The sequence below is a fragment of the Streptomyces sp. NPDC090025 genome, assembly GCF_044748125.1.
Classification (GTDB): domain Bacteria; phylum Actinomycetota; class Actinomycetes; order Streptomycetales; family Streptomycetaceae; genus Streptomyces.
Genome location: NZ_JBIVFL010000001.1, coordinates 317,919 through 338,682 on the forward strand (window position 1 = coordinate 317,919; position 20,764 = coordinate 338,682).

At 72.9% G+C, this 20,764-nt stretch carries 18 protein-coding genes; 8 read left to right on the forward strand and 10 right to left on the reverse strand.

Annotation, left to right across the window (positions count from 1 at the left end; all coding sequences use genetic code 11):
- The first annotated feature begins 226 nt into the window (after positions 1 to 226).
- A complete protein-coding gene (locus tag ACIPXM_RS01545; RefSeq protein ID WP_401652435.1) occupies positions 227 to 301 on the forward strand; it encodes a putative leader peptide in 75 nt (24 codons plus the stop codon).
- Between the two features lie 80 nt (positions 302 to 381).
- The gene (locus ACIPXM_RS01550) at positions 382 to 1,452 is read left to right on the forward strand and encodes an isopenicillin N synthase family dioxygenase (protein WP_401650618.1); all 1,071 of its coding nucleotides are present in this window, start codon (positions 382 to 384) and stop codon (positions 1,450 to 1,452) included.
- Here the strand turns inward: ACIPXM_RS01550 and ACIPXM_RS01555 are convergent.
- On the reverse strand, positions 1,431 to 2,531 hold the full coding sequence (locus ACIPXM_RS01555) for a citrate synthase 2 (protein ID WP_401650621.1): 1,101 nt from the start codon (positions 2,529 to 2,531) through the stop codon (positions 1,431 to 1,433). The two genes, ACIPXM_RS01550 and ACIPXM_RS01555, sit on opposite strands and share 22 nt — an antisense overlap.
- 234 nt (positions 2,532 to 2,765) lie before the next feature.
- Between ACIPXM_RS01555 and pdxH the strand changes: the two genes are divergently transcribed.
- From pdxH to griH, 4 genes are all read left to right on the forward strand, one after another.
- A complete protein-coding gene (pdxH, locus tag ACIPXM_RS01560; RefSeq protein WP_401650624.1) occupies positions 2,766 to 3,437 on the forward strand; it encodes a pyridoxamine 5'-phosphate oxidase in 672 nt (223 codons plus the stop codon).
- A gap of 509 nt (positions 3,438 to 3,946) precedes the next feature.
- Entirely contained in the window at positions 3,947 to 5,356 is a 1,410-nt protein-coding gene (locus ACIPXM_RS01565; protein ID WP_401650627.1) for an aspartate kinase, read from the forward strand.
- On the forward strand, positions 5,353 to 6,138 hold the full coding sequence (locus ACIPXM_RS01570) for a 2-amino-3,7-dideoxy-D-threo-hept-6-ulosonate synthase (RefSeq protein WP_401650630.1): 786 nt from the start codon (positions 5,353 to 5,355) through the stop codon (positions 6,136 to 6,138). Before ACIPXM_RS01565 ends, ACIPXM_RS01570 begins: the two co-directional genes overlap by 4 nt.
- A complete protein-coding gene (gene griH / locus ACIPXM_RS01575) occupies positions 6,125 to 7,348 on the forward strand; it encodes a 3-amino-4-hydroxybenzoic acid synthase (protein ID WP_401650632.1) in 1,224 nt (407 codons plus the stop codon). The genes ACIPXM_RS01570 and griH overlap by 14 nt, the downstream gene beginning before the upstream one ends.
- A 150-nt stretch (positions 7,349 to 7,498) precedes the next feature.
- Here the strand turns inward: griH and ACIPXM_RS01580 are convergent, their stop codons facing one another.
- From ACIPXM_RS01580 to ACIPXM_RS01620, 9 genes are all read right to left on the reverse strand, one after another.
- Positions 7,499 to 8,803: an MFS transporter gene (locus ACIPXM_RS01580; RefSeq protein ID WP_401650635.1), complete on the reverse strand. Its 1,305-nt coding sequence runs from the start codon at positions 8,801 to 8,803 to the stop codon at positions 7,499 to 7,501.
- Positions 8,804 to 8,954: 151 nt separating this feature from the next.
- The gene (griF, locus tag ACIPXM_RS01585) at positions 8,955 to 9,875 is read right to left on the reverse strand and encodes a grixazone synthase (protein ID WP_401650638.1); all 921 of its coding nucleotides are present in this window, start codon (positions 9,873 to 9,875) and stop codon (positions 8,955 to 8,957) included.
- Positions 9,876 to 9,917: 42 nt separating this feature from the next.
- A complete protein-coding gene (locus tag ACIPXM_RS01590) occupies positions 9,918 to 10,319 on the reverse strand; it encodes a tyrosinase family oxidase copper chaperone (RefSeq protein WP_401650640.1) in 402 nt (133 codons plus the stop codon).
- A gap of 103 nt (positions 10,320 to 10,422) precedes the next feature.
- Complete coding sequence (locus tag ACIPXM_RS01595) at positions 10,423 to 11,823, reverse strand: aldehyde dehydrogenase family protein (protein WP_401650643.1); 1,401 nt, start codon at positions 11,821 to 11,823, stop codon at positions 10,423 to 10,425.
- A gap of 1 nt (position 11,824) precedes the next feature.
- Entirely contained in the window at positions 11,825 to 12,886 is a 1,062-nt protein-coding gene (locus ACIPXM_RS01600; protein WP_401650646.1) for a phenazine biosynthesis protein, read from the reverse strand.
- 191 nt (positions 12,887 to 13,077) lie between these two features.
- On the reverse strand, positions 13,078 to 14,433 hold the full coding sequence (locus ACIPXM_RS01605) for an MFS transporter (protein WP_401650649.1): 1,356 nt from the start codon (positions 14,431 to 14,433) through the stop codon (positions 13,078 to 13,080).
- A 160-nt stretch (positions 14,434 to 14,593) separates the two neighbouring features.
- Positions 14,594 to 15,958 carry an FAD-binding oxidoreductase gene (locus tag ACIPXM_RS01610; RefSeq protein ID WP_401650652.1) on the reverse strand — a complete coding sequence of 455 codons (1,365 nt, stop codon included), beginning with the start codon at positions 15,956 to 15,958 and terminating at the stop codon, positions 14,594 to 14,596.
- Between the two features lie 145 nt (positions 15,959 to 16,103).
- Entirely contained in the window at positions 16,104 to 17,051 is a 948-nt protein-coding gene (locus tag ACIPXM_RS01615) for a BTAD domain-containing putative transcriptional regulator (RefSeq protein ID WP_401650654.1), read from the reverse strand.
- Between the two features lie 55 nt (positions 17,052 to 17,106).
- Complete coding sequence (locus ACIPXM_RS01620; protein ID WP_401650657.1) at positions 17,107 to 17,724, reverse strand: NAD(P)-binding domain-containing protein; 618 nt, start codon at positions 17,722 to 17,724, stop codon at positions 17,107 to 17,109.
- A 260-nt stretch (positions 17,725 to 17,984) separates the two neighbouring features.
- Here ACIPXM_RS01620 and ACIPXM_RS01625 point away from each other — a divergent pair, with 260 nt between their 5' ends.
- Entirely contained in the window at positions 17,985 to 19,118 is a 1,134-nt protein-coding gene (locus tag ACIPXM_RS01625) for a LuxR C-terminal-related transcriptional regulator (RefSeq protein WP_401650660.1), read from the forward strand.
- Positions 19,119 to 19,352: 234 nt separating this feature from the next.
- On the forward strand, positions 19,353 to 20,684 hold the full coding sequence (locus ACIPXM_RS01630) for a PAS domain-containing protein (RefSeq protein ID WP_401650662.1): 1,332 nt from the start codon (positions 19,353 to 19,355) through the stop codon (positions 20,682 to 20,684).
- Positions 20,685 to 20,764 lie beyond the last annotated feature (80 nt).

Below are 20,764 nucleotides of genomic sequence, written 5' to 3' on the forward strand. Positions count from 1 at the left end.
GGTGGGGGTGTCCGGACGTAAAGGCGAGGGAGCTCGTGCGCAGCACGGCGGACTCGACAGTCCGGACACCCCCACCCCCACGGAGGCCCCGGCCCCCGCACCAGGTCACGGCCGGGTCAGGAACGCGAGCCGCACCCGGCACCGGCCCGCACCCGGCAACGCGGCCCGCGCCCACCGCGTGACCCGCACCACATCGCTCCCGCCCACCCCGCAGTACGCTGGTCGCATGCTTTCGCTCGTACGTCGCCGCCACGTGGACCTGCTCCGCGTCGCCAGCGCGGGCTGTCGCGGTCGTCACTGACCCCGCCGACAACCCACCCCACCGCCCCCTCACGGTCAGCATGATCGGGGGGCGCCGTACACCCCTCGCGGACGCACATCATGAGCACTTCGTCGTACCCGTCGACCCCGTCGACCCCCTCGTACCCCTCCCAGCTCCCCATCGTCGACCTCTCCGCCGCCGACCGCGGCCCCCAGGCCCGCCGTCTGCTGCACGCGCAGCTCCACTCCGCCGCCCATGACGTGGGCTTCTTCCAGCTGGTGGGGCACGGGGTGACGGAGGCCGAGACGACGGCCCTCACCGACGCCATGCACGCCTTCTTCGCGCTGCCCGAGGCGCAGCGGCTCGCGCTCGACACCACCGGGTCGCCGCACTTCCGTGGCTACACCCGGGTCGGTGACGAGCGGACCGGCGGGGCGCGGGACTGGCGGGATCAGCTGGACATCGGGGCCGAGCGGCCGGCGCACGTGCCCGCGCCGTGGGAGCCGCCGTACTGGTGGCTGCAGGGGCCGAACCAGTGGCCCCAGGCGCTGCCGGAGCTGCGGCTGGCCGCGCTGACCTGGGTGGAGCGGCTGAGCGGGGTCGCCGAGCGGCTGCTGCGGGAGCTGCTGGCGTCGATCGGGGCGGACCCGGGGTTCTACGCCGATGTCTTCGGGGCCCACGCCCACCCGCATCTGAAGCTGGTGCGCTACCCGGGGAGCAGCGGTGACGCGGGCGACGCGCAGGGCGTGGGCGCGCACAAGGACTACGGGTTCCTGACGCTGCTGCTCCAGGACCAGGTGGGTGGGCTCCAGGTGGAGCGGGAGGACGGGCGGTTCCATGACGTGCCGCCGTTGCCGGGCGCGTTCGTGGTGAACCTCGGCGAGCTGCTCGAGGTGGCGACGAACGGTTATCTCGTCGCCACCAACCACCGTGTGGTGTCACCGCCCGGGGCGACCGAGCGGTACTCGGTGCCGTTCTTCTACAACCCGCGGCTCGACGCCCGGATCGCCCCGCTGGAGTTCCCGTACGCGTCGGCCGCGCCCGGGGTGTCGGCCGACCCGGCGAACCCGCTGTTCGCCGAGTACGGCTTCAACGAGCTGAAGGGCAAGCTGCGGGCCCATCCGCTCGCGGCGGCCCGCCATCACGCGGACCTGCTGCTTGCGAAGGGTCAGCCGGCGATGTCGGCGTAGCCCTCGATCTGGCGCGGGTCGCGCTGGCCGGGGCCGGTGTAGCGGGCGGACGGGCGGACGAGGCGGCCGGTGCGCTTCTGCTCCAGGATGTGCGCCGACCAGCCCGCCGTGCGGGCGCAGGTGAACATCGAGGTGAACATGTGCGCGGGGACCTCGGCGAAGTCGAGGACGATCGCGGCCCAGAACTCGACGTTGGTGGCGAGGACCCGGTCGGGGCGGCGGTTGTGGAGCTCTTCGAGGGCGGCCTTCTCCAGGGCCTCGGCGACCTCGAAGCGGGGCGCGGCGAGTTCCTTGGCGGTACGGCGCAGGACGCGGGCGCGCGGGTCCTCGGCGCGGTAGACGCGGTGGCCGAAGCCCATCAGCCGCTCGCCGTTGTCGAGGGCCTGCTTGACGTACGCGGTGGCGTCGCCGGTGCGCTCGATCTCCTCGATCATGCCGAGGACGCGGGACGGGGCGCCGCCGTGCAGCGGGCCCGACATGGCGCCGACGGCGCCGGAGAGGGCGGCGGCCACGTCGGCGCCGGTGGAGGCGATGACGCGGGCGGTGAAGGTGGAGGCGTTCATGCCGTGCTCGGCGGCCGAGGTCCAGTAGGCGTCGACGGCCTTGACGTGCTTGGGGTCGGGCTCGCCGCGCCAGCGGATCATGAAGCGCTCGACGACGGACTGCGCCTTGTCGATCTCGCTCTGCGGCACCATCGGCAGGCCCTGGCCGCGCGCGGACTGGGCGACGTACGAGAGGGCCATGACGGCGGCGCGGGCGAGGTCGTCGCGGGCTTCCTCGGCGGAGATGTCGAGGAGCGGTTTGAGGCCCCAGACCGGGGCGAGCATGGCGAGCGCGGACTGTACGTCGACCCGGATGTCGCCGGAGTGGACGGGGATCGGGAACGGCTCGGCGGCCGGCAGACCCGGGTTGAAGGCGCCGTCGACGAGCAGGCCCCAGACGTTGCCGAAGGAGACATGACCGACCAGGTCCTCGATGTCGACCCCGCGGTAGCGGAGCGCGCCGCCCTCCTTGTCGGGTTCGGCGATCTCGGTCTCGAACGCGACGACTCCTTCGAGCCCGGGTACGAAGTCGGACATGGGGCGGCTCCTCAATCGAACGAGAACGGCTGATCGATGATCAATCATTCGAGGCTTGGCTTGGTGGAACGCAACAGGGATCCAGCGCCTGAGTCTGTACGGTTCCGATGATGCGGGGAAGCGTGACATCCGGCACAGTGCGCCGATCCGGCGAACGAGGGTTAACCGCGCGGGGCGCCGGGCACACTGGGGCGTCCGGGGCCCGTCGCGGTGCCGGAACCGCCCTGCGGCAGGATGGTGCCCGTGACCGAAGCTCTCGATCCCGCCGACATGCGCGAGCAGTACCGGACCATGGAGCTGACCGTGGCCGACCTCGCCCCCGAACCGGTCGAACAGTTCGCCCGCTGGTTCAAGGAGACCGCCGCGAACCCGGCGATCCACGAGCCGAACGCGATGGTCGTCTCCACCGCCGACCGGGACGGCCGCCCGTCCTCCCGGACCGTCCTGCTCAAGCACTACGACCAGGGCGGCTTCGTCTTCTACACCAACTACGCCTCGCGCAAGGGCCGTGAGCTGGCCGCCAACCCGTATGTGGCGCTGCTCTTCCCCTGGCATCCGCTGGCCCGGCAGGTCCTGGTCACCGGGCGCGCCGAGCGGGTCGGCCGGGACGAGACGGTGGCGTACTTCAGGACCCGGCCGCACGGCTCCCAGCTGGGCGCGTGGGCCAGCGAGCAGTCCTCGGTGATCGCCTCGCGGGCCGAGCTGCTCGGCCGGTACGAGGAGCTCGAGGCCCGCTATCCGGCGGGCGAGCAGGTGCCGGTGCCGCCGGAGTGGGGCGGTTTCCGGGTGGTGCCGGAGACGATCGAGTTCTGGCAGGGGCACGAGAACCGGCTGCACGACCGGCTGCGGTACGTGCGGGACGCGGCCGACCCGGAGACGTGGCGGGTGGAGCGGCTCGCCCCGTAGGCGCCGCCGACACGGAGAACAGACACGGAGAACGCAGACGACCCGTGGGCCTTTGGTCCCGTCCGCCTAGGTTCGGACGGGAGCCGGCCGGACTTACCGGCGGCCCACGGGTCGGGTGACTGCGTTGTTGTCGGCAGACTGGCCTGCCGAGGTGCACAAAAGAGTGCGACGGCAGGCCTTAGCCCGCAGTCACCTCACGAGTCCGAAAAGAAATCATGTTTTCGGATCACCTCCTTTCGCGTGTGACCACAGCCTAGGAAGCCCCGCCGCGCGGCTCAACTTCTTTTTTCGACGCTTCCTCTCCCGCTTCCTCGCGGGGCCCTCCCGCTCCCCTCGCGCCCCCTTCGCATCCGCCTCCCCACCAGGCGGAATGTCTCCGTCACGCTCCGATGCGGGTCCGATGCGCTCCGGATAGTCCGCGGGTATTCCAGGCGATACGGGACCCGATACGGCCCTCGGGTTGGCTCAGTGCCACGAGTTCACCGAGGTCACCGACGAGCGGGGGAGTCATGGCAACGGCCGCGACGGCAACAGTGGTGCAGAAGTTCGGCGGCAGTTCCCTGGCCACCACCGAGCACCTGCGCCGAGTGGCCCGCCGGGTCGCCCGGGTCGCCGCGAGCGGCCGGCGCGTCGCCGTCGTGGTCTCGGCCCAGGGCAAGACCACCGACAACCTGATCCGCGCGGCGGGCGAGATCAACCCCGACGCCGACGGCCGCGAGCTGGACCAGCTGCTCGCGACCGGCGAGTCCGCCTCCGCCGCGCTCACCGCCATGGCGCTGCAGCGGCTCGGCACCCCGGCGACCGCGCTGTCCGGCACCCAGACCGGCATCCTCGCCTCCGGCCCCGCCGGGTCGGGCGTCATCGTCGCCATCGACACCGAGCGCGCCGAGCGGCTGCTCGACGCGGGCCAGGTCGTGGTGATCGCCGGGTTCCAGGGCGTCGACCAGCACGGCGACATCATCACCCTCGGGCGCGGCGGCTCGGACACCACGGCGGTCGCCGCGGCGGCCGAACTCGGCGCCAGCCACTGCGAGATCTACACGGACGTGCCGGGCGTGCTCTCCGCCGACCCCCGGCTGGTCCCCGGCGCCCGGCTGCTGACCCGGCTCGACATGGACGTGATGGCGGAGATGGCCTTCGCGGGCGCCAAGGTCATGCACTCCAGGGCCGTCGAACTCGCCGCGCTGTGCGGCCTCGACATCCACGTCGGGCACTCCGCCGCGCGCTCGGTCGGCACCCGGATCCACGCCGCCGACCCGGCCCTGATCGGCGCGGGCACCGCATTGAACGTCACCGGAATCCACGCGACAGACGGAGACACCATGCTCGAGACGCAGGCCGCCGTCATGGCGGTCGTACACGACCAGGACGCGGCACGGGTCACCGTCCGTACCGCGCGGAACACCGGCACCGCCGAGAACCCGGCGCTCACCGTCTTCCGCGAGCTCGGCCGCCGGTCCGTGCCCGCCGACATGACCTCGGTGCACGAGGAGGCCGGCGGCGGCCACACCATCGCCCTGACCGTCCCGCACACCCGGGTCGCGGCGGTACGGGAGTTCCTCGCCGCGCACGCCGCCGACACGGCCGACGCGCTCACCGTCGACGACACCGTCGCCAAGGTGTCGATCGTCGGCAAGGGCCTGCTGAGCCGCCCCCAGTACGCGGCCCGGATGCTGTCGGCGCTCAACGGCCGGGGCATCAGCGCCGGTTCGTTCGCCGCGTCCCAGCTGCGCATCTCGGTGACCGTGCCGCGGGCCGAGGTGGACCGGGCGGTGCGGCTGCTGCACACCGAGTTCGAGCTCGACGCCGTCACCGGCGTCACCACCGCCGACGCCACCACCGCCGACGGCCCCGCCAGCGGCGCCACGACCGCCGACGGCACCCCGCTGACCCTCGCCTCGACCAGGGAGAACCGATGACCGACCAGGTGTCCTTCGCCCGCCGCTTACGGCTGCGGAGGCTCTACCACCACGCCACGGACCGGCTGCTGATCGTGCCGCTGGACCACTCCGTCACCGACGGGCCGGTGACCGGCGGCAGCCGGGTCGGCGCCCTGGTCGCGGACCTCGCCCAGCACCACGTCGACGCCGTCGTGCTGCACAAGGGCGCGCTGCGCCGGATCGACCCGGAGTGGTTCGCCCACACCTCGCTGATCCTGCACCTGAGCGCCAGCACCGTGCACGCCCCCGACCCCAACGCCAAGTACCTGGTGGCGAACGTGGAGGAGGCGCTGCGGCTCGGCGCGGACGCGGTCAGCGTGCACGTCAACCTGGGCTCCGACGAGGAGCGGCAGCAGGTCGCGGACCTCGCGGCCATCGGCGACGCCTGCGACCGCTGGAACGTGCCGCTGCTCGCCATGATGTACCCGCGCGGCCCGAAGATCACCAATCCGCGTGATCCCGAACTCGTCGCCCACGCCATCCAGTTGGCCGCCGACCTCGGCGCCGACCTGGTGAAGTGCCCGTACGTCGGCTCGGTCGACGCGATGCGCGACGTGACCGCGACGGCCCCCGTGCCGGTGGTCGTCGTCGGCGGGCCGCGCAACGACGACGAGGCCGCCACCCTCGGCTACGTCGAGGAGGCCCTGAGCGGCGGTGCCGCGGGCATCGCCATGGGCCGCAACGTGTTCCAGGCGCCGAACCCGGGCGCCCTGACCGACAAGCTTTCCGACCTGATTCACGGCCGCCGTGCCGGTTTCTAGCGCACCTCGCCCCACCGGCGCCACCCGTTCCACCCGTTCCGCCCGTACGGCCCGTTCCGCCCGTTTCGCAGCACAGCACACACCCACAGATCAGGAGAGTTCCGTGAAGATCAGCTGGCTCGACATCCGTTCGCTCGGCGAGGCCCGCGAGGCGATCCTCCAGGAGGCGCTGCACCACCGGGTGGAGGCCATCGTCGCCGACGACACGGCCGACCTGAAGGACCTCCCGCCGACCGTCACCAAGGTCCTCTTCCCGCAGGGCAAGGCCCTCCCGGAGGACTTCGGCGACGCCACCGTGGTCATCGTCGACCCCGCCAAGCACGGCGTGACCCCGGCCGAACTCGCCCTGAAGCACCCCGAGGTGGAGGTGGGCCGGTTCGTCGAGATCATCGACGCCCCGACCCTGGAGGACGCCTGCGAGTCGGCGCGCACCGAGAAGTGGAGCGTGCTGCTGTTCCGCGACCCCACCAAGATCCCGCTGGAGATCGTGATCGCGGCCGCCGCCCGGTCCACCGGTTCGCTGGTGACCGTGGCGCAGGACGTGGAGGAGGCCGAGATCATCTTCGGCGTCCTGGAGCACGGCTCGGACGGCGTCATGATGGCCCCGGCGAAGGTCGGCGACACCGCCGCCCTGAAGCGGGCCGCCGAGGCCGACGTCCCGAACGTCAACCTCACCGAGCTGCGCATCGTGGAGACCACCCACATCGGCATGGGCGAGCGTGCCTGCGTCGACACCTGCACCCACTTCCGCGAGGACGAGGGCATCCTGGTCGGCTCGCACTCCAAGGGCATGATCCTCTGCGTCAGCGAGACCCACCCGCTGCCGTACATGCCGACCCGCCCGTTCCGGGTGAACGCCGGTGCCATCCACTCGTACACGCTGGGCAAGGACGAGCGCACCAACTACCTCAGCGAGCTGAAGGCCGGCAGCAAGGTCACCGCGGTCGACGTGAAGGGCAACACGCGTCTGGTCACGGTCGGCCGGGTGAAGATCGAGTCCCGTCCGCTGATCTCCATCGACGCCGAGGCGCCGAACGGCCAGCGGGTGAACCTGATCCTGCAGGACGACTGGCACGTGCGGGTGCTCGGCCCCAACGGTGTCGTCCTCAACAGCACGGAGCTGAAGCCCGGTGACGTCGTCCTCGGCTACCTGCCGAGCGAGGACCGGCACGTCGGCTACCCGATCGACGAGTTCTGCCTGGAGAAGTAGGACCCCTCCCCGGGGCGGCGGCCCCAGGGTCGTGGATCCGGTCCAGGTGCTCCCGGCCGTGTCACCCGCGAGGGTGGCACGGCCGGGGCCGTTCCCGGCCCGATGGACCCGGCCCGATGGACTCGGGCCCTTGGACTCGGGTCCTTGGGCTCAGGCGGTGGCGGTGGCGGGGGAGGCCGTGTTCGCCGCCTCCTCGTCCCGCTCGTCACGCCGCACCGCCCGGCTCAGGAACACGGCGATCGCGCCGAGCAGACCGGCGCCCGCGAACACGAAGAAGCCCCAGCGGCCGTGCCCGTGGGCGAAGAGGTAGCCGCCGAGCCAGGGGCTGAGCACGGCGCCCAGGCGGCCGACCCCGGCGACCCAGCCGAGGCCGGGGGCGCGCAGCGCGGCCGGGTAGAAGCCGCCGGCCACCGCGTACACCATGGTGGAGGCGCTGTAGAGCCAGATGCCGGTGACGGTGACGACGATGTACGTGACGGTGACCGGCATCCGCATCGAGAGCACAAGGAGCGAGGCCGCGGTGAGCACGAACCAGGTCCCGGCCACCGGGACCGCGCCGAAGCGGCTGGCGACCCAGCCCGCGAGGAGCATGCCGACGATGCCGCCCGCGTTGACGGCCATCAGGAAGCCGACCGAGGAGCCGAGGCCGTACCCGGAGACCCGCATCAGCTGCGGGAGCCAGGTGCTCAGGCCGTACACGAGCATCAGGCCGCACGCGGAGGCCAGCCAGAGCAGCAGGGTCGAGGCGCGGCGGCCGGGGGCGACGAGCGCGGCCACCGCCCGCAGCCGCTCCCCGCGAGCACCCTCGGCGCCCGCGCCCGCGGTGCCGTTCTTGCCCGCGCTCCGCGCGGCGAGCACGGTCGGCGACTCGGGCAGGTAGCGGAGCAGCAGCGGTACGGCGATCAGCGCGGGCACGACACCGGCCGCGAAGGCCCAGCGCCAGCCGTAGGCGGGGGCGAGGCCGAGGCCGACGCCGGTGGCCGTCATGCCGCCCGCGTGGTAGGCGGACATCATGATGCCGGTGGCCAGCGGCACCTTGGCGGCGGGCGTGAACTCGGCGACGACGGCGAGGCAGACGGGGATGAGCCCGCCGAGGCCGAGGCCGGTGAGGAAGCGCCCGGCGCCGAAGACGCCGACGGACCCGGCGAGCGCGCAGACCCCGGAGCCCGCGGAGAACGCGAGCACACAGCCGACGAGGACCGGGCGGCGCCCGATGCCGTCGGTCAGGGTGCCGCAGCCGAGGGCGCCGATCAGCATGCCGAAGGTGGTCCAGCTGCCGATGGTGCCCGCGGTGGCCGCGGTGAGGCCGAAGGACGTGTCGTCGAGCATGTACGGCAGCCCGGCGCCGTACACCATGACGTCGAAGCCGTCGAAGAAGACCGCGGCCCAGCACAGGGCGAGGACGGCGAGGGGTGAGTGTTTGCGGGTGAGCACGGTGACCTCCACGGGAGTCACGGGAACGGGGGTCGACGGGAGTCGACTGGAGTCGACTGGAGTCGGTGGACGCGAAGCGGTGGACGCGAAGGCGCCGGACCGCGCGCCTCGGGGGTGAGGGGTCGCGATCCGGCGCCGGGGCCGGGAGGGAGGGGTCCTCCCGGAGGGGGTGCTACTGGTCGTACCGGTACCACTTGGTGTGGTCGATCAGGTCCTTCGGCGTCATCGTGTGCCAGGGACCCAGCGGGGTGTTGAGGTCGGGCACGTCCTGGGTGGGCTGCACCGGCAGGTACGGCGGGACCTCCGGGTTGCGCTTCTGCCACAGCGCCCAACAGCGGTCGATCATGCAGTGGTTGAGGAAGAACACCGGGTCGTTGGGGGAGCCGATGTACATCATGTGGCCGCCGACCCAGACATGTCCGGCCGCGTGCAGCTTGCCGGGGGCCTCCTCCCAGTCGAACTTGGTGTAGCCCTCCAGGTGGTTGCGGAAGCTGTTGTACGGCGCGACGCTGCCCGAGGTGTGGTTGAACGGCGCGGAGTCGTACACCTTCAGGTTGAGGGTGTCGTCCAGCTGCTTCGGCGTCGGCAGCTTGTCCGTCAGCGTGCCCATGTCACGTACGAGGAAGTCGCGGTCGTCGTGCGTGTAGTTGCCGTTCAGGGCCGGGTTCTCGTCGCCGACCGGGATCACGCTGATGTTGAGGACCCAGCCGTTGTCACGGGCGAAGGGGCCCGTCATCACGCGGCGGTCACCGGGACGGCCGTTGCCGCCCATGAAGTTGTCGGCCCACAGCGGGGAGTCCACGCCGTGGTCGGTGGACCAGTCCCAGTACGGCAGCGTCACCCGGGGGTCGACCTTCTGCAGCTCGCGCTCGAAGCGCAGCAGGTACTGGCGGTGCCAGGGCAGGAAGCCGGGGTTGATGTGGCCGAGCCGCTTGCCGGTCACCTTGTCCAGGTAGTCCTGGGAGTTGACGCGTATGTGGAGGTCGACGAAGCGGTCGTAGATCCCTCTGCGCTTGATCTCCTTGACCGCGTGGATGAACCTGCGCTTCTCCTCGGCGGACATGTCGAGGTGATTCTTGCGGACGTGCACCATGACGGAGCTCCGTTTCGGGCGTCAGACGTCGTTGGACGGTCTTCAGGCGGTCTTGGGGGTGGTGGCGTCCATGACGTGGGCGCCGTGCACGTTCGGCAGCAGGTGCGCGCCGCGCAGCTCCTCGACCGCGCGACGCGCGGCGTGCAGCGGGTTCGGCGCCATCTCGTAGTGGCACAGCGAGCTCAGGTAGGCGTCGTCGGCGAACTTCATCAGGTGCAGCGGGCGGCCGTCGATGTAGACCCCGCCACCGGCCGCGGCGGCGGCGACCCGGATGGTGCGGCCCTGGTACGTCTCCGTGTACTCGCCTGCGGCGGCGGAGTCGGCGGCCTGGGCGGGGGTGTCACCGGAGCCGACGGCCCCGGTGGCGAACGGGACGGCGACGGCGGAGGCGGCGAGGGCCGCGCCGGCGCTCAGTTTGACCATGTCGCGTCGCTTGATGGACACGGGGGATCCTCTCTGAGGGGTACGAGCGGTACGGGCGTTGCGAGCGGTACGTACGGTGCGAGGGGGGTGGCAGAACAGGGGGCGGTGCTCAGGCGACGGCGGCTCAGGCGACGGCCACGACGCCCTTCGGCTCAAGCAGGAACTGCGTGTAGTTGTCGTCGTGCGGGATGCCCGGCACCGCCGTCCACGGCAGCACGGGACCCCGGGTGACCTTGCGGACGCTCGGCTCGCGCACGGCCGCGTCGACCAGCTCCTCGTCCTGCGTGAACAGGTTCAGGGCCAGCGACTCGCGCAGCGGCGCCACCCCGTCGGCCGGTGCCCAGGGCGCGACGACCACGAACGGGAACGGCAGCTCGGTGCCGACCGCCGGGTGGTCCACCCGGTCCACGGACAGCACGAGCGGTCGCAACAGCTGGGATCCGTCGGCGAGTTCGACGACCGTCTCGGATCCGGCCGGGTCGTGCGCCGCGCTGTGGTCGGTCACCCCGGGCGTCGCCCGCAGCTCGTCGACCTGGCGCCGGATCCGCTCCGCCCGCTCCCGGTCGGCGACGAGCAGGGTCGCCCCGGCGGTGGTGACCGGCACGCTCGGCAGCGCGGCGAGCCGCCGGGCCAGCGCCTCGGCGACCTCGGCGGGCGGCCGGGTGGTGAGCACCGCCGACAGGTTGGTGCAGCGGGTGCCGCCGTCGAAGGAGGCGGCCGTCGCGAGGTGGGCGACGGTCGGCTCGTCGGGGTCGGCGTCGAGCAGTGCCTTGGTACGGCCGGGGCCGCGCACCGCGACCGTCTCGTCGCCCTGCCAGCGGCGCACGGCGCTGTCGCCGCCGTACACGATGCCCCGGTCGGCCTCCTTGAGCAGGAACTCGCCGGTCTGGTGCGAGGCGGGCAGGAACGCCAGCTTGTGCGGGGGCAGTCCGGCCTCAAGCAGGGCCCGGGTCAGCCGCAGCGCGGTGAACGGGTCGCGGCTGCCGGGCTTCACGGCCACGCTGTAGCCGTGGAACAGGGCCTGCGCCCACGTCACGTTGGGCGTGGGGTGGTTGCTGGCCATGACGGCGGCGAACACCCGGCCGCGCGGCACCCAGCGGGTCGCGAAGCCGCCGCCGAAGCCGGTCGGCGGCAGCTCGGCCGCGGTCGCCTCGGACAGCTCGCGCAGCTCGTCGACCAGGTCGCGGACGGACTGGGCGACGGCGGCGGCGGTGAGCCCGGTGGCGTACGAGACGCGGTCGGCGTACTCCTCGGGCGACTCGCCCGCGAGGGTGGCCTCCTCGAACAGCGTGGCGGCCCGGTCGAAGAGGTCCTGGCCCTGCGGGACGCCGTCGGCGTGCTCGCGCAGTTCGCGCAGCGCGGCGAGCGCCATCAGGCGCGGCGCGGCGCCGACGTCGGCGAGGTCACCGCCGCGCACGTCGGCCAGCCGGGACCGGTCGGAGCTGGTCACGGGCCGCCCGCAGACCAGCGGGTCGACGGTGATCAGGGCCGCGGGCGTCGCGGTGTGGTCGGCCTGGGCGGCCATCTCAGTACACCCCTTCGATGACGCGCACGTCGTCGACGGCGCGGTAGGTCTGGACGTCGGCGAGGCCGTCGACCGGGGAGCCGGGGCGCGGCGCGATACGGACGGCGCTGTCCCGCTCCAGGACGTTGGGCAGGAACATCTCCTCGGCGACCAGGTGCAGCCGGACCCGGCCGCGTTCCCCGTACGCCACCGGTTCGCCCTGCTCGTCGACGAGTTCGAGGCGGGTGGTGGCCGGGTAGGGCTCGAAGACGCAGGGGTGGCTGTCGCCGGGCTCGGCGGGCCGCTGCGGGGCGACGCCCATCAGGCTGTTGCCGTAGACGCCGACGACGGCGGCGTCCGGGAAGAACTCCTGGTCGAGCATCTTCAGGCTCTCGGCGCTGATCGAGGTGCCGGCCCAGATGATGCCCTTGACCTGGGAACGCACCAGGTCGTAGAGGGCGGGGCGGGCGCAGATCGCTTCGAGCAGCGGCGGGGTGGAGCTGAGGACGGCGACCTTCTGGGTGGTGAGGATCGTCTCGGCCTGGTCGAGCAGGTGCTGGACGTAGAGCTCGGCCTCGTCCTCGCGGCCGTCGCCGAGGAGTCGCTTCACCCAGCGCGGGTCGAGGTCGACGGTGTGGAACAGGGCGCCGGCCAGGGCGGCGTAGCGGGACACGTCGTAGCCGATGACGTGCGGGCCGCTGGGGCCGAGGTGCAGCCAGTCGCCGGTGGCGGGGATGCCGCTCGCGATGAGCCGGTCCCGGCCCCAGACGAGGAGTTCGGCGCGGGCGGCGCTGTCGACGATGCGCTTGGGGGAGCCGGTGGTGCCGCCGGAGTCGTACACCCGGAAGACCCGGTCGGCGATGCCGCGCGGTATGAGGTCGGCGACGGGCACGGTGCGCAGTTCGGCGCTGACGTCCGGGAACCGGGTCAGGTCGGCGAGTCCGTGGACGTCGGTGAGCGGGTCGAAGCCGAGGCTGTCGCGCTTGGCGAGCCAGAACGGGGAGCCGGTGTCGGCACCGAAGTGCCAGGCCATCGACTTCCGTATGTGCAGGTCGAATTCCGTGGTGGCCGGGGTAACGGTCATGGCGGGTGCTGGTCTCCTTCAACGCGAAGAGGCGCCGACGTCCCCATCCTTCGGTCGGCGCCTATCGCCGCTGTATTGGTCTTGTTTCGGCCGCCCTCGGCGGTCCTGGCATGGTCCGGGGCGGCCGCGGGTACGGGAACGGCCGCGGCCGGGACCCGATGGGGCCCCGGCCGCGGTGAACGTGCGGAAGGTCAGGCGGACTTGGATGCCCGCAGGGTGAGCGCGGCGGCCGCGGCGATCAGCGGGAACACCGCGACGACGGCGAGGACGCTGGTCAGGTCCATGGACTTCACCAGCGCTCCGGCGGTGGCGCTGCCGACGCCGCCGCCGACGAAGAACGTCAGGTTGAGCAGGCCCATCGCGCCACCGCGCAGGGCGGGTTCGACGTGCGCCGACATCAGGGCGGTGGTGATGACCTGGGTGACGGCGAAGGCGGCGAAGCCGAGCGAGGCGCCGATGAGCAGCGGCGTCGGGTTGGTGACGGCGGCCGACAGGGCGAGCACGACGGCCATGGCGAGGGCGATCAGGCTGAGCATGACGGCGCCGGTGGCGCTGCCCGCGAACTTGCCGGCGAAGCGGGACAGGACGGCGCCGACGACCGCGCCGGGCAGCAGCCACGTACCGACGGCGAGGACGCTCCAGCCGTGCTGGCCGACGAGGATCTGCGGCACCAGGTACATGGCGGCGAAGAGGCCCGCGTAGGCGCCGACGCCGGTGATCGAGGCGCGCAGGAAGACGCCGTCGGCGACGAGCTTGCGCGGCACGAAGGAGCCCTCGGTGGTGCGGACCCGCTGGATCAGGCCGCCGAGCGAGACGACCAGGGCGACGGCGAGGCCGATGACGAGGGCGGCGGACAGGCCGAGCGAGTACGACTGGATCAGCAGCAGGAAGGACATGGCGGCGACGGTCAGCATGACCGCGCCGGGCAGGTCGAGGCGGCGGCCGCTGCCCGCGCGGGCCGACGCGGCGCGCAGCACGAGCGGCACGACGAGCAGCGAGAGCGCGGGCAGGACGAGGGCGATGCGCCAGGTCACCCACTGGGTGAAGACGCCGCCGGCGAGGGTGGCGGAGGCGGAGAAGATCGCCATGGTGGCGCCGAATCCGCCGAGCACCTTGGGCCGGTCGGCCGGGGGCGCGGACGCGGACAGGGCGAGGGCGCCGGAGGTCATGGCGCCGGATCCGGCGGCGAGCACGAACCGGCCGCCGACGAGGATGCCGATGTTGGGGGCGAGCAGGCAGATCACGGTGCCGACGGCGAGCACGAGCGAGCCGATGAGCAGCGAGGTGCGGACGCCCTTGGAGTCGGCGAGCCGGCCGAAGAGGGCGGTGCCGACGCCGAGCGCGAGGGCGTGCGCGGTGAGCACCCAGGCGGCGGTGGCGGGGGTGGCGTCGAGGGCCTTGGCGACGTCGGGCAGGGCGACTCCGGCGGCGGTGACGCCGAAGACGGCGGGCCCGAACAGGGCGCCGTAGCGCAGCCCGGCGGACCGGGCGCTGAGGACGGCCGCGGGCTGCCCCGTGGGGGTGGTCACGGCCTGGTCGGTGGTCATGGGTCTCCTCCTGGGGAGACGAGCGGGTGGGCAGGAACGGGGGACGTGCGGGGTGGGGCGGATGGTGCGGGTGGGGCGCGTGCGGGGTGAGGCCCGGGCGGGCCCGGCCGGGGGAAGGACCGGACCGGCCCGGAGTCGAAGGGGGCCGTACGGCCCGGGGCTACGGAAGGAGCGCGTGCCCGACGCGGAACAGGTTGTGCGGGTCGTGCCGCCGCTTCACCTGGAGCAGCCGCGCGTACGTCGCCTCGTCGAAGCAGTCCCGGGCGGCGGCCGCGGTGTCGGCCCCGGCGAGGAAGTTGAGGTAGCGGCGTCCGGCGGACCAGTCGGCGAGCCGGTGCAGCACCACGTCGTCGGAGCCGGGCAGGGACAGCGTGGAGAGGGTGAACTCGCCGCTGCGGGCGACCGCGTTGGGCACCGGCGCGGGCCGGGAAAGCGCTCCGCCGAGGTGCCGGACCTCGACCATCGGGTCACCGCAGCCGCTGTCCGGACCGGCGGCGGCGACCAGCGCGGCGACCGCGTCCTCGTCGAACTCCCGGAGCACGATGTTGCGTTCGTGGTACGGCAGCGGCTCGGTCGGGTCCTGGTGGATGTCGGCGACCGCGCTGTACGGCATGTCGGCGACGGTGTCGGCGAGCAGCGTGCCGGCCGCCCGCAGCGGGCGCAGCAGCCGCTCGCCGTCCTCGGCGGTGCCCGCGTACGCGATCCGGATGTGGACGGCGAGCTCGCCCGGCGGGTGGTCCGGCACCTGGTGCAGTCCGGGCACCCGCAGCAGCGCCACCGACGAGGTCAGGGTCTCGGGCAGGTCGGCGGTCCAGGCGCGCCACGCGTCGAGGACGGTGGCGGCCTGGGCGCCGGGGAAGTAGAGGCCGCCGCCGTAGAGCCGGGCGACGGGCACCAGGCCGAACTCCAGGGCGGTGACGATGCCGAAGTTGCCCTTGCCGCCGCGCAGTGCCCAGAACAGGTCTTCGTCAGTGTCCCGGGTGACCGTGCGGTGCTGCCCGTCGGCGGTGACGAGGTGGATACGGGTGACCAGGTCGGCGGCGTAGCCGTAGAGCCGGCCGAGCGGGCCGAGGCCGCCGCCCAGGGTGTAGCCGACGACGCCGACGAGGTGCGAGGAGCCGTTGAGCGGGGCGAGCCCGTGGTAGGCGGCGGAGGCGATGACCTGGTGCCACTGGGCGCCCGCCTCGACGCGGGCGATCCGGGCGATCGGGTCGACGGCGACCGCGTTCATCCGGTGGGTGGTGACCAGGACGGTGTTCTCGGCGGGGGCCGCGATGCCGTGGCCGGTGGCCTGCACGCCTATGGGCAGGCCGAGTTCGCCGCCGAGCCGGACGGCCGCCGCGATGTCGTCGGCGGTGACGGCGCCCACGATGACCGCGGGGCGGTGGCGTCCGATCCGGTTGAAGCCGTCGAGCTCCGCCTCGTACCCCGGGTCGTCCGGGAGGAACACCTCGCCCTTGACCTCGGTGACGAGCCGGTCCACGACACTGTCCGGGACGGCGGAGTGCTGCGGCTGGCGAGCCATGGAACGGCCCCTCTCTGCTGCGGGCGGTCCTCGCGGACCGAACCTGGGAACGGCTCCGAGTCTTCCCTCGCGGGGCGGGCCGTCCCATCCCCTGCCGAGGAGGGAATCCCTCCCGGCCTCCCCCCTCAGCTGAGGGGGAGACCGGTCAGGGCCGGGTCCGTAGGGTGGCGGCCTGCTGGGCCTGTTGGGGCGGCTGCGCGGGACTCCGGGCGGTGCTGGTCCTGGCCGCGCCCGCGTGGACCGGCGCGGCGCCGAAGAGCAGCGCCTCGTCGGGGCAGGGGTGCTGGGCCGGGGTGGTGTCGGTGGCGGGCCGGGTGACGGGCCGCGGCGGTGCGGCGGTGTCGGTGGCGCCGAGGATCAGCGCCTCGATGGAGCGCAGCCGTTCGCCCGGCACGATGCCGAGCTCGTCGCGGAACCTGCGGTGGGTGTCGCGGAACAGGGCGAGGGCGTCGGCGGTGCGCCCCGACCGGTAGAGGGCGATCATCAGCTGGGCGGTGAGGGTCTCGCGGAACGGGTGCTCGGAGACGTGATGGGTGAGTTCGCCGAGGACCCGGCGGTGGTACCCGAGCCGTAACTCCAGCTCGTAGCAGTCCTCCAGGGCCGAGTGGTAGTCCTCGTGGAACTTCAGCGAGACGGTGTCGAGCAGCGGGCTGCCCAGCCCCTCGCCGAGAGGCCCCCGCCACAGGGCGAGGGCCTCTCGGTAGAGCAACGCCAGGTCGAGGTCCGGCCGTTCGGCCGCCTCGGCTCTGGCCCGGGATATCAGCTGTCCGAAGCGGTGCAGGTCGACGCCGGCCTCCGGCGTGCGCAGCCGGTAGCCCGTTTTGTGGGTCTCGATGGTCGCGCCGACCTCGCCGCCGGCGAACTGGCGGCGCAGCGAGGAGACGCAGATACGGATCTGGCTGCGGGCGGTCGCGGGCGGCGAGTCGCCCCAGATCGCCCGGATGAGGCGGTCGACGGCGACCACCCTGTTGCACTCCAGCAGGAGCATCGTGAGGAGAATGCGCTGGCGGTTTCCACTGAGCTTCACCTCGCCGCGTGAACCCTGCACGACAAGGGCACCGAGGACGAGAAAAACGGCGGGTTCTCTGGTCATGGAGCTTCCCCCAAGATCGGATGCCGGTGAATTGGACGATGGTCTGGTCGGCCGCTCACCAACTGGGGAGCAACTTTATTGCCCAGCCTTCAGGGGCGGCCAGTCGGTGGCTGATTTCTCTACCCAGAGATGTCAATTCGTCGAGGACCCCGGCCCGGTCGAGCCGTCCTGCGTCGAGTGCCCGCAGACCGGATCGATTGGCCAGTTCGATCACCCGGCACTTGGCCGATTCGTCGTCGGCGGCCACGAATACGTCGACCGGATGTCCGTCGATCAGACCGCGGTAGATGGACTCGGCGTCACCGGCCGCACAGGCCCGTACCCAGGCGGCTCCGGGTACGGCGGCGGTCAGGTCGGCCATCGGGGTGCCGTGCGGCTCGGTGCGTGGCGCGGTCGTCTCCACGAGCACCTTCCCGGTGAGCGAGCGGGCGTGGGTGTGCAGGAAAGGCAGGGTTTCGGCCCGGTCGAGGGCGAGGATCACGAGGCCGGGACGGAGCGCGGAGCGGATCGGGGCGACGGCGACGACCCCTGGTGTTCCGGCCATCGCCTCGCGGGCGACACGCCGGGCGCAGACCGGTCCGGGGTCGGCGAGGCGCACGTCCGCGCCCGCCAGCGCCGCCCGGCGCGCCATGGCCCTGCCCATCGCGCCGGCGCCGATGATGCCCACCCTCATACGCCTTCTCCACCGCCCGCCGGAAAGTATGTCAGCTTCGTATTGAGCATCTGTTTAGGGAATTCTCGTCCACGGTGGCCGGTGTTTCATCCCCCTATTCGAGGGGGTTGGGCGGCTCCTGGTCAATCACCCAAAAAGATCCGGCCGAACAGTGTCCGGGAGCCGCCCGCCAGCGGTTTAATCCGGTGTTAACGGGCCGCTCCGGCTTACCCCCCAAGTGAGGGGTTGGCGCTCCGCCGGAAGGCTGTCAGGATCGATGGGTGACCACTGGCAGCGTCTCCCACGCGTCCCGCATCGAGATCGGCCGTACGGAACTCCTCGCGAGGGCCGCGAAGAGCGCCGACCCGCTCGGCATGTTCGCCGAGGCGTCCCACCATGTGCGCCGCCTCGTGCCGTACGACGCCGCCGTGTGGCGGGTGACGGACCCGGAGACCGGCATGATGGCCGCCCCGATCCGCGCCGAGAACCTCGACGAACACGGCTGCGCGGTCTACTGGGAGACCGAGCTGTTCACCGAGAACGTCAATCTGTTCCGGGATCTGACGCAGGCGAAGGTGCCGGTGGCGGGGCTGCGCGAGGCGACCGGCGACCTGCCCGCGCGCAGCAGCCTCTACCACTCGTTCATGAAACCCCGTGGTCTGCAGGACGAGTTGCGGGCGGTGCTGCGGATCGGCGGACGCCCGCACGGCCACATCAGCCTGTTCCGGGCGCACGGCAGGCCCGCGTTCGGCGCGACCGAGACCCGGCTCGTGGAGAGCCTGGTCACGCCGCTCGCCCGGAAACTGCGGTCGTTCGCGGGCACCGCCCCGCAGCCGCTGCCGGACTCCCTGCACGGGCCGGGGCTGCTGCTCTTCGACTCCTCCGGCGCGCTGCTCTCCGCCAACGACGACGCCCGCGCCCATCTCGCGGACCTGCCCGAGGGCCCCGCGATCAGCGCGGCCGGACTGCGGGTGCCGGCCTGGGTGCAGGCCACCGCCCTGAAGGCGCGGGCCATCTCGCAGGACCGCGACCGCGGCCACGCGCGCGTGCGGGTCCGCACCCGCTCCGGGCACTGGCTGGTGTGCCACGCCTCCTGCCTGCGCGAGGCGGACGGCGGGCTCGGCCCGTCGGCGGTCGTCATCGAACCGGCGAAGACGTCCGAGATCGTGCCGCTGATCGTCGACGCCTTCGAACTGACCGAGCGGGAGACCGAGGTGACCCAGTGCATCGCGCGCGGGCTGCCGACCGGGAAGATCGCCGAGCAGCTGCACCTGTCGCCGCACACCGTCCGGGACTACATCAAGGGCGTGTTCGAGAAGGTCGGCGTGTCCAGCCGCGGCGAGCTGGTCGGCAAGCTGTTCACCGAGTACTACGCGCCGTTCGCGGAGCGCGGGATCGTCCGCGTCCACGACTGATCCGTCCGCGTCCACGACTGATCCGTCCGCGTCCACGACTGATCCGTCCGCGTCCACGGCTGATCCGTCCGCGTCCACGGCTGATCCGGCCGGGTCCACGGCTGAACCCGGCCGTGGACGCGCGCCCGCGCGGGCGCGCGTCACCCGGGATCCGCCCCTGATCCACTTCTTCTTTCCCCGAAAGGGCTGTGTCCTGGGTCACGTTCCAGTTCAATGAACCCGGGGGGTGCCGGGATGAGTGGCTCTGCGCGTGACACGGCCGACACGGCGAAGGTGCCCGGAGTTCCGGGCGCCGATCTGCTCGCCGCCCTGCTCGACGGCATGGACGCGGCGCTGTGCGCGCTCGACGCCACCGGCACCGTGACCCACTGGAACCGCGAGGCCGAACGCATCCTCGGCTGGCGCGCCCGGGAGGCCGTCGGGCGGCGCGGCTTCGACGGCTGGGCGGCCCGCAGCGCCGACGCCGACGACATCCTGGCCCGGCTGATGCGGGCGGCGACCGTGCCGGGCCGCCAGGTGCACGAGTTCGCGCTGCTCCGCAAGGACGGCGGCCGGGTCCTGGTGCGGACCCAGACCACCGGGGTGCGGGGCGCCGACGGCGCCCCCGCCGGGGTGTACTGCGCGTTCGGCGAGGTCCACGACCAGGTCGACCTGGAGCGCTCGCTCGCCCTGAGCGAGGCGCTGTTCGCGGACGCCGCCTGGGGCGTGGTGCTCGTCGACGTCGACCTGCGGCCGGTGGTCCTCAACGGCTACGCGTCCCGCGCGCTCGGCGCCGCAGGCGGCTCGCTGCTCGGCCGGCCGCTCGGCGAGCTCGTCGGGCAGGGCGTCGAGGACCTGGAGGGCGCCCTGGCGCACGTCCTGGCCGCCGGATCGCCGCAGGAGCCCGCCGACGTGTGGCTGACCGTGCGCGGCGCCCGGGGCGAGCGCCGCCGCTGCTGGCGCTGCGGCTTCGTCCGGCTCTCCTCGCCGCTCGCCGAAGGCCCCGAGCCGGTGCCGCTGGGCGTCGGCTGGCTGTTCCAGGACGTCACCGACGACCGGCTCGCCGCCCAGGACGCCGACCGGCTGCGGTTCCGCTGGAGCCAGCTGCACCGGGCGGGCGCGGCGGCGGCGGAGTGCGAGGACCCGGTACGGGCGGCCGCCGTGCTGCTCGACTTCGCGCTCGCCGGGTTCGCCGACCACGTCCTGGTCGACCGGGCCACCGCCGACGGCCGCCTGGTCCGCGCCCTGGCCACCCCGTCCGGCGCGCCGGGCCCGGTCGCCCCGGTCGCCACCGGCGGCATCCCGCTGCGCTACGCCCCCTCGCACCCCGCCCTGCAGGCCCTGACCCGGCAGGGCCCGACCCGCTCAAGCAGCCCGGCCACCGACCGCCTGTGGCCCTCCGACACGGCCCACGCCCTCTGCCTCCCGCTGCGCGCCAGGGCCCGCACCCTGGGCGTCGCCACCTTCCTGCGCGGCCCGTCCCGGCCGCCGTTCGAACGGGACGACGCGGTGTACGCGGAGACGGTCGCGGGCCGGGTGGCGGCGGCGCTCGACGGGGCACCGGGCTGGGCGCCGCACGGGGACTGACCGGCGGGCCGACCGGCCCTGTGGATAACTCGAACGGCATGTCGGCCGTGCGTGCGATCATGCGGTGAACTCATGATCCA

Coding starts and splice junctions, on each gene's coding strand:
- ACIPXM_RS01595 (WP_401650643.1), bottom strand. CDS start 11,823: ATGGCCGCCCAGGCCGACCACACCGCGACGCCCGCGGCCCTGATCACC.
- pdxH (WP_401650624.1), top strand. CDS start 2,766: ATGGTGCCCGTGACCGAAGCTCTCGATCCCGCCGACATGCGCGAGCAG.
- ACIPXM_RS01565 (WP_401650627.1), top strand. CDS start 3,947: ATGGCAACGGCCGCGACGGCAACAGTGGTGCAGAAGTTCGGCGGCAGT.
- ACIPXM_RS01605 (WP_401650649.1), bottom strand. CDS start 14,433: ATGACCACCGACCAGGCCGTGACCACCCCCACGGGGCAGCCCGCGGCC.
- ACIPXM_RS01615 (WP_401650654.1), bottom strand. CDS start 17,051: ATGACCAGAGAACCCGCCGTTTTTCTCGTCCTCGGTGCCCTTGTCGTG.
- griF (WP_401650638.1), bottom strand. CDS start 9,875: ATGGTGCACGTCCGCAAGAATCACCTCGACATGTCCGCCGAGGAGAAG.
- ACIPXM_RS01570 (WP_401650630.1), top strand. CDS start 5,353: ATGACCGACCAGGTGTCCTTCGCCCGCCGCTTACGGCTGCGGAGGCTC.
- ACIPXM_RS01555 (WP_401650621.1), bottom strand. CDS start 2,531: ATGTCCGACTTCGTACCCGGGCTCGAAGGAGTCGTCGCGTTCGAGACC.
- ACIPXM_RS01620 (WP_401650657.1), bottom strand. CDS start 17,724: ATGAGGGTGGGCATCATCGGCGCCGGCGCGATGGGCAGGGCCATGGCG.
- ACIPXM_RS01630 (WP_401650662.1), top strand. CDS start 19,353: ATGAGTGGCTCTGCGCGTGACACGGCCGACACGGCGAAGGTGCCCGGA.
- ACIPXM_RS01550 (WP_401650618.1), top strand. CDS start 382: ATGAGCACTTCGTCGTACCCGTCGACCCCGTCGACCCCCTCGTACCCC.
- ACIPXM_RS01600 (WP_401650646.1), bottom strand. CDS start 12,886: ATGACCGTTACCCCGGCCACCACGGAATTCGACCTGCACATACGGAAG.
- ACIPXM_RS01610 (WP_401650652.1), bottom strand. CDS start 15,958: ATGGCTCGCCAGCCGCAGCACTCCGCCGTCCCGGACAGTGTCGTGGAC.